This is a genomic window from Erwinia sp., assembly GCF_031978025.1.
GTDB lineage: Bacteria > Pseudomonadota > Gammaproteobacteria > Enterobacterales > Enterobacteriaceae > Erwinia.
Genome location: NZ_DALZCD010000268.1, coordinates 1 through 5,960 on the forward strand (window position 1 = coordinate 1; position 5,960 = coordinate 5,960).

The 5,960-nt window shown below is 56.6% G+C and carries 6 protein-coding genes; 2 read left to right on the plus strand and 4 right to left on the minus strand.

Annotated features, from left to right (window positions below):
- From RTK32_RS17815 to RTK32_RS17830, 4 genes are all read right to left on the minus strand, one after another.
- The coding region (locus tag RTK32_RS17815) for a DUF484 domain-containing protein (protein WP_312046334.1) at nucleotides 1-579 on the minus strand (579 nt) is incomplete at its 3' end.
- On the minus strand, nucleotides 576-1,400 hold the full coding sequence (gene dapF / locus RTK32_RS17820) for a diaminopimelate epimerase (RefSeq protein ID WP_312046336.1): 825 nt from the start codon (nucleotides 1,398-1,400) through the stop codon (nucleotides 576-578). The genes RTK32_RS17815 and dapF, both read right to left, overlap by 4 nt.
- A 27-nt stretch (nucleotides 1,401-1,427) precedes the next feature.
- On the minus strand, nucleotides 1,428-1,637 hold the full coding sequence (lptM, locus tag RTK32_RS17825; RefSeq protein ID WP_312046338.1) for an LPS translocon maturation chaperone LptM: 210 nt from the start codon (nucleotides 1,635-1,637) through the stop codon (nucleotides 1,428-1,430).
- 326 nt (nucleotides 1,638-1,963) lie between these two features.
- Complete coding sequence (locus tag RTK32_RS17830; protein WP_312046340.1) at nucleotides 1,964-4,513, minus strand: class I adenylate cyclase; 2,550 nt, start codon at nucleotides 4,511-4,513, stop codon at nucleotides 1,964-1,966.
- A gap of 287 nt (nucleotides 4,514-4,800) precedes the next feature.
- On the opposite strand from RTK32_RS17830, the gene hemC reads away from it, so the two are divergent.
- Together hemC and RTK32_RS17840 are read left to right on the plus strand one after the other, a co-directional pair.
- Entirely contained in the window at nucleotides 4,801-5,742 is a 942-nt protein-coding gene (gene hemC / locus RTK32_RS17835) for a hydroxymethylbilane synthase (protein WP_312046342.1), read from the plus strand.
- Nucleotides 5,739-5,960: uroporphyrinogen-III synthase (locus tag RTK32_RS17840; protein ID WP_409451112.1), on the plus strand; the 222-nt coding region annotated here is incomplete at its 3' end. The genes hemC and RTK32_RS17840, both read left to right, overlap by 4 nt.

Consider the following 5,960-nt stretch of genomic DNA (forward strand, 5'->3'; position numbering starts at 1 on the left):
CAGTTCACCGCGCTCACCCAGCAGCGACATGGCGACCGATCCCACCGCTTTGGCCTGTGGCAGCAGCAGCAGCAGTTCCGGGCCGTTGAGGCTGCCCAGATAGTGCGGCTGTTTGCCCAGACGCTGAATGCGTACCGGCTCGAACGCCTGCCGCGACAGCGCCAGCTGCGTAAAGTCAGAGGGCGCGCCAATGCGCCATTTCTCGCTGAAAAGCCGTACGTTTGCACCCGCCAGGCCCAGCTCACGCGCCCAGCGGTGCAGCCGGTTCAGCATGTCATGCAGGCTGTCCGCTGCCGCCAGACGCGTCTGCAGGGTCAGCAACTGTTCAAACAGCTGATGGTTAGCGCTGGCCTGCTCCATTAACAGCGTAATTTCTTCTTCCAGCTGTGCGATCTGGTGGCGCTGACGGCTGAGCTGCCATTCCACCAGCGAAACCGTCCCGCGTATCGGGTGCGGCACCACCATCTGCTCGACCTTGCGGGCATTACGGATAAAGAAATCCGGGTTTTGTAACAGGTAATCGCTGACCGCACTATCGTTCAACAGGCTGTCGCTGGCGGCCTCGCTGACATGTTTCATAAATGAATAAATCCGTCGTAAACGTGAGTGGCCGGGCCAGTCATATACAGCGGATGGCCTGGCCCTTTCCATGCAATATGTAAGCTACCGCCCGGCAAATCGACACGGACCTTTTCTGCCAGCAGGGTTTGCTGAACGCCGACCGCTACGGCTGCACAGGCACCGCTGCCGCACGCCTGCGTTTCGCCCGCGCCGCGTTCGTAAACGCGCAGGCGGATATGCTCGCGGCTGACCACTTCCATAAAGCCGACGTTAACCCGCTCGGGAAAACGCTCATGGCTTTCCAGCACCGGCCCTAACGTTTCCACTCGCGCCGTTTTCGTGCTGTCGACCTGCAAGACGCAATGTGGATTGCCCATCGATACCACGCCGCACATTACCGTCTGCTCTGCCGCACGCATCAGATAGAGGCTTTCCGCCTTGTTAGCGCGAAACGGCACCTGCTGCGGCTCAAAATTGGGTTCGCCCATGTTAACGCACACCTGTTCATCTGGCGTGATGCTCAACACCATACGGCCGGTCTGCGTACTTACGCGGATCTCACTTTTATTGGTCAGCCCTTTCAGACGGACAAAGCGGGCAAAACAGCGCGCGCCGTTGCCGCACTGCGCCACTTCGCTGCCGTCGGCGTTAAAGATGCGGTAGTGAAAATCCAGATCGGGATCGTAAGGCGGTTCCACGATCAGCAGCTGATCGAAGCCGACTCCCAGATGCCGATCCGCCAGTCGTCGGATCAGTTCAGGAGAAAAATAGACGTTTTGCGTCACGGCATCGACCACCATAAAGTCATTGCCCAGACCGTGCATTTTGGAGAACTGCATGTTTGGCTCCAGCGAGTGCGTCATGAGTTACTGAGCCGAGTGCTGTTCCGCATCGGTAGTGGTCGACGGCTGCTGCGCGCTGCGCGTCTTACCGCTGGTGGTTTTTGGCGGTGCCGTCACGTCCGCATTTTTTTGCGGCTGCTCCTGCTTTGGAAAATAGAGAGGGCCTTTCAGTCCGCATCCCGCCTGGCTGACCACGGCCAGCACCAGCGCCATCCGGCAAATCATCTTCTTCATGCTTGTTCTGCTCATCATTGCTGCCTGTTGGTAGACTATCATCGCAGGTGAAGTGCTAAAAGCAACAGGAAAAAGGTGAAGCGGGCAGAAAGGAAAGCGGTACGGCCTGCGGGGATCCTGTTTGCCTTGCCTGGCAAAAAGCGACGTGCCTGGCTACAAAAATGCTTCATAAGGAAGAGTAAACAGAATCGATTGGTACGGCGACGCACCCGTGCGGTTTGTTTGGCGGTCTCAGCGGTAGCCTGCTCGGGCCTTATGCTATTTATTACCGATAACAGGCCGGCATCCTTCAGGGCCACTGCTTACGTGGATGCAGGCGTCGATTGTTAATGCATCTGATAGCGCGGCGTGTAATCGCTGGGATCGTTGTCTGAATCCGTTGCGCACAGCTGCGTCAGTGCCTGGCTACGAAAGGGGATAACCTGGCACCTGTCGTCTACCTGCACAATCTGATAGAACTGCGGCAGGTTGAAGTTGATAAAGCTGGAACCGTAGGTAAAGCGGTCGTGAGAGGAAGAGTAAAAGCGACTGACGTCACGCACCAGCTCCTCTTTGCTGCCCTCGCAGTGGTGGTAAATCTCTACCCGGTTGGTCTCATCCAAAATGTAGATATTAAAGCCGTGATCGTCTTTAGTATCCTCAAAGAAAAACTGGATGAGGCCTTCACTGGCGTAGCCATTGACCACCGACGGCAGCCGCGTTTGATCGGTTTCCACCTTGATCGACAGGCCGTGCAGCTTATTGTTGGAAATAGCCCCATAAAACTCAACGGCATTTTCCAGCTTTTGCACCGAGACGCTGAGCCGCTCAAAGAACAGTCCCCAGGTTTGCCCGGCGACGCGTACGGCTTTGAAGCGGCCAGGTTCCTGGCGCGTGCTGGAGAGGCGCAGCTCAATACATTCCGACACCAGCTGCTGCACGCGAGTACGGATCAGGCCGCGCAGATGCTGGCTGTAGCAAAAGACTTCAACATTATCCGGCGGCGCGGCATCCTGATGCATTTTGCCCAGGATGGTTTTCAACGCTTCAATCATCGCCTGCTCACCGTTGAAATGCAGCGTGCGTACTTCATTCCATGAATTGCGGTAAAGCAGATCGATGCTGCCGATCAGGCACTGTTGCTGCTGTCCGAAGCTGAACACATCCAGCTTGCGGAAGTCAAAATGCACCACCTGATTGCGGAAGGCCGCTGTAGGATCGTGTTCCAGGTTGACGATAATCGCCAGGTGGCGGATTTCGCACGGACTATAGAGCGCCTTTGCCGTCGGCGCGGGCAGACGCAGCGGGAAGTGGTGAGACACGTCTGCCACCAGCTCCTGCAGCCTGGCCAGATCGCAAAGCTCATTGCCTTTAATATGCAGCCGCGTTTTGCTGGTCAGTAGCCCGTTAAACCAGGCCCATGCCACCAGCTTGTTCAGATAGCGGTTATATTCCAGCGGCTGATGGCTGATGATGGACTGCATATCCGGCGACTGATTATAAAGATACCAGCCAGCCCGGTTGGCGCGACCGTGCGGTACGTGAATAAAGGTCAGGTGCGGCTCGGAAAGATCGGGCGAAATCTGCGGGTTAACCAGCGTTACCTTGCCCGGCAGTGCCTCGAAAGCGGCGTACAGTTTGCGCGTTAACACGCCAATATCCTGCGGGCTGGCGCTGACGCTCAAATTATTGCGGCGGGCAAAGCGGATCAGGTTGCGATAGCTCTGCATCATCGCATCCAGCAGTTCGTTGTGCGCTTCACGCACGCGGCCGATTTTCCACTCGGCACGGCTGTCCAGTACCGCCAGGCGCTGTTTGTCCCAGCCCCATTCGTTGACCAGCTGGCTGAGGATTTCACGCCGCCAGCCCGGACCGCTGTCAACGGAGAGTTTTTCGCGCACTTTCAGATAGAAACAACGGCGAACCAAATCGAGACGCGCGTGATCGTCAATGCTGGTGAGATAGTGGGTGACGCGTTCCAGCATCATGCAGTAAGGATCGAGACCGTAAGACACGATTTCGCCATCATGCAGGCGCTGTTTGATATCCATTGCCAGCAGCCGGGTGCCTGGATATTCCCAGGAATAGGCTTCCAGCAGCAGCGTTTTCAGGACGGCCTTATAGGGTGAATCAATACTTTTATAAAGCTGCCACAGGCTGGCGCCAAAATACTCTTCGGCAGAAAGGGTGCTCAGGCCGCCTAAATCAAGCCACTCATTCGGGGTCAGCACGCCCTTTTGGTAAAGCGACATAACGTAATCGTCGTAATGCTCTTCTTCTTCGCCCGGCACCATATTCCACAGAATACGTTTACCGGCCATGCGTACAGCAGTGCGATAGAATTCGTCCAGCAGCAGGATATGCTGCGTGGATCCGCAGTCTTCTCCACCGAGGCTACCGCTCTCGTTATGCCGGAAGCGGTTTTCATCAATCAGGAAGAAGCTGGCATCAACGCCCATGCCGGCACACCATTTCTGCAGCAGCGTGCATTTTTTTTGCAACGCCAGACGCTCTTCATTATCCAGCCAGGACTGATGGCAGACCCAGATATCCAGGTCGGAATTGGCGTTCTGGCCGACGGAAGAGGTGCTGCCCATAGAATAAATGCCGGTTATAGGCATTTCTCCCTTAGGCGTGAGTGCGGCGACGGAGCCAGATTTACCTTCCAAATCAAGAAGATAAGCCTTCTGGCTTTCATCAGGCGTGTAGAAGCTGATGCCATGTGGAACGTTACCCGCAAGGTAACCCGGCATCAGCGGGTGCTGATAATGTAATAAGGTCGGCAGCAGACTGTAAACCTGTTGAAAGGCAGGTCCCATGGCCGCCAGTGCGCGATCGACGCGCAGCTGGTTAATGGCATCCAGTCTCTGTTTCAGTGTCTCAATGTAGAGGTACAAGACGTCTCGCCTGATTATCCCAGTGCCTGCAAAAAACCCCGTTTCCGATATCCGCCGCTTGCTTTAAAAATAGTCGTGCGAATAATTGCTGGAAACGTGATCAATCTAACACCTGGTCGGTTGACCGTAAAGAAAGTTGCGCTACCCAATAGTTTAGCACGTTTTATCTTCAGCCCGACCGAAAAAGCCCGCATCCCGCCCGCGCCTGCCGTTTCAGGCGGCGGAAACTGTCAGCCTTCCCGTATCAATGATAGGATAATCAGTGAACGATAAAAACGGTAACCAGCATGTCAGACAAAATTTTAAGAATAGCTACCCGCCAGAGCCCGCTCGCGCTATGGCAAGCCCACTATGTTCAGCAACGCCTGATGGCCTGCCATCCGGGGCTGAGCGTTGAGCTGGTGCCTATGGTCACCAAAGGCGACATCATTTTAGACACGCCGCTGGCTAAAGTCGGTGGCAAAGGCCTGTTTGTCAAAGAACTGGAGCAGGCGCTGCTGGACGGCCGGGCAGATATCGCCGTTCACTCTATGAAGGATGTACCGGTCGAGTTTCCTCAGGGCCTGGGACTGGTAACCATCTGCGAACGCGAAGACCCGCTGGATGCATTTGTCTCCCATCATTTTGCTTCTGTTGACGCGCTGCCTGAAGGCGCAGTGGTAGGCACGAGCAGCCTGCGCCGTCAGTGCCAGCTGAGCGCGCGCCGTCCGGATCTGGTTATCCGATCGCTTCGCGGTAATGTGGGCACGCGCCTAAGCAAACTGGATGCGGGCGAGTACGACGCCATTATCCTTGCCGTGGCCGGACTGAAGCGCCTGGGCATGGGCGATCGCATACGTCATGCCATGCCTGCGGAGGAGTCTTTGCCTGCAGTAGGCCAGGGTGCGGTCGGCATCGAATGTCGTCTTGACGACGCGCAGACAATTACGCTGCTTGCCGCCCTGAATGACGAAGACACCGCGGTACGCGTAAAGGCCGAGCGCGCAATGAATACCCGCCTGGAAGGCGGCTGTCAGGTCCCGATTGGCAGCTTTGCCGAGCTGGAAGGCGACGAGCTGTGGCTGCGCGGTTTAGTGGGGTCGCCGGACGGCCGTGCCATGATCCGCGGCGAGCGCCGTGGACCGCGCGAAGAAGCCGAGAAAATGGGCATCTCGCTGGCGGAAGAGCTGCTGAACAATGGCGCGCGTGAAATCCTGGCGGAAGTCTATAAAGGAAACCCGCCCAGATGAGCATCCTGGTAACCCGTCCGACTCCGGCGGCCGAAGACTTGGTCAGTCGTTTACGTACCGCTGGCCGGGTTGCCTGGGCCATGCCGCTGATCGAATTCACGCCGGGTACCGGTCTGGACGATCTACCGCACCAGCTCACGTCGTTACAAAGCGGCGATCTGGTTTTTCTTCTTTCGCAGCACGCGATCCATTATGCCCAGCCTGCATTAGCGCGAGCC

Coding starts and splice junctions, on each gene's coding strand:
- hemC (WP_312046342.1), top strand. CDS start 4,801: ATGTCAGACAAAATTTTAAGAATAGCTACCCGCCAGAGCCCGCTCGCG.
- lptM (WP_312046338.1), bottom strand. CDS start 1,637: ATGAAGAAGATGATTTGCCGGATGGCGCTGGTGCTGGCCGTGGTCAGC.
- dapF (WP_312046336.1), bottom strand. CDS start 1,400: ATGCAGTTCTCCAAAATGCACGGTCTGGGCAATGACTTTATGGTGGTC.